Here is a 1106-nt window from a genome sequence, read left to right as displayed (position 1 = left end):
CGTCGCCGTGGACGTTGAGCAGATTGAACGGCGCCGTCGGCTCGGTCACATCGCCCAGCACCTTGCTGAAGTAGGCTTGCGCATCGTTGTTGCTGGCCTGGTGCAGCGCATGGGCCACGAATTGACGGTAGGGAACCGGCTGGGGCAGCTCTTCTGCCCGGCCGGCCACGCAAGCCTCCAGCTCCCTGCGAATGATCTCCAGGCCGGCGTGGTCCGCGACGATATGGTGCAGCTGGATCACGAAGAAATGGCGCTCGGTGCCCGGTTCGCGAGCCGCATTGATCTGCAACATGGGCGCCTTCGCCAGGTTCATGGGCCTGTCATAACGCGCCTTGAGCTGGTCCTGCACATCCATGCCTGGATTCAGCTCGATCATGTCGAGTGCCACTCCGGCCTGGCGATACACAAGCTGTACAGGCATCGGCAGCTGCTCCGACAGGATCGCCGTCCGCAATACGTCATGGCGCGCGATCACTTGGCGCAGACCGCCGATCAGGGCCTCGAATTGCGCACCCGTGTCGACCGAGTATAGCGAAGACAGGATGTAGGGATCGTTCTGGCTATGCATCAGGTGGTAGAAGTACATCCCCTCCTGCAGCGGCGCCAGCGGATAGATGTCCTGCACGTTGGCCGCGCCGCCGGGCACGCTGGCCACGATCAGGTCGATTGCTTCCTGGCTAAGGTCAACCAGCGGCAGCAGGTCCGGCGTGATGCGCTCGCAGCCAGCCGGAATCCGGGGCGCCGGAACGACAAAAGTGCCCTCTGCGACGGGCGCGGCCACGTCGACCATCGCGGCCAGCGCGCCGAGGTTGGCCGCAGAGAAGATCATCTGGGCATCCGCATCCAGACCGGCTTCCTGCATTGACGACAGCAACTGCACTACCAGCAGCGAATGTCCACCCAGGCCGAAGAAGTTGTCGCCGACGCTGATTTTGCTGACATCATGGTTCAGTACCGAAGCCCAAGTCGCAGCGATCGCCTTCTCGCTCGCGGTCTGCGGCGCCACGTATTCCTGCTGCGAGGCGCCCGCATCCGCGGCGGGCAAGGCCTTCCGGTCCACTTTGCCGTTGGGCGTCAGCGGCAAGGCATCGAGCACCATCCATGCC

At 63.8% G+C, this 1106-nt stretch carries 1 protein-coding gene; it reads right to left on the bottom strand.

The window, feature by feature from the left end:
* Positions 1 to 1106: condensation domain-containing protein (locus O0879_RS28545; protein WP_289920051.1), on the bottom strand; the 1106-nt coding region annotated here is incomplete at both ends.

It is taken from the genome of Janthinobacterium sp. SUN120 (genome assembly GCF_030397735.1).
GTDB classification, from domain to species: domain Bacteria; phylum Pseudomonadota; class Gammaproteobacteria; order Burkholderiales; family Burkholderiaceae_D; genus Janthinobacterium; species Janthinobacterium kumbetense.
Note: the sequence above shows the minus strand (reverse complement) of the source record. Positions and strands in the feature narration are given on the sequence as shown.